Here is a 450-nt window from a genome sequence, read left to right as displayed (position 1 = left end):
CGACGGTCGAGGCGTAGCGCGGCCGCGTCCAGGACGTCCCCGAGGAGATGCTCGCCACGTGTGACGTTATCATCGGAGCCGTCGACCGGCTCACGGCGCGGCAGTACTGTAACGAGTTCGCCGTGCGGTACCTTCGGTACTACATCGACGGCGGCGTGGCAATCGAAACCGCCGACAACGGGTCAGTCACCGACGAGCGCGGGCTGATCCAGCTAGTTGCCCCCGGCGTGAGCGGCTGTCTAGACTGTCTCGGGCGCAATGATCCGCAACAGCTCCAAGTGGAACAGTCGAGCGAAGCGGAGATCGAGGCGGACTTGGAGCGAGGCTATATCGACGAGGACGACGTCGCGCCCGAACCGGCGGTCACGCCGCTGAACGGGATGGCGGCCTCGAGCATTACTCGGCTCTTCACGAAGGTAGTGACGGGGTACGCGGCCCCGCCGGACTACC

The 450-nt window shown here is 65.8% G+C and carries 1 protein-coding gene; it reads left to right on the top strand.

Annotated elements, in window-relative coordinates:
* Positions 1-47: 47 nt before the first annotated feature.
* A partial coding sequence (locus EXE50_RS17035) for a ThiF family adenylyltransferase (protein ID WP_137705653.1) occupies positions 48-450 on the top strand: 403 nt, incomplete at its 3' end.

The organism is Halorubrum sp. ARQ200 (genome assembly GCF_005435115.1).
Classification (GTDB): domain Archaea; phylum Halobacteriota; class Halobacteria; order Halobacteriales; family Haloferacaceae; genus Halorubrum; species Halorubrum tropicale.
The sequence above is the reverse complement of the archived record's forward strand: the minus strand, read 5'-3'. Positions and strand labels throughout refer to the sequence as shown.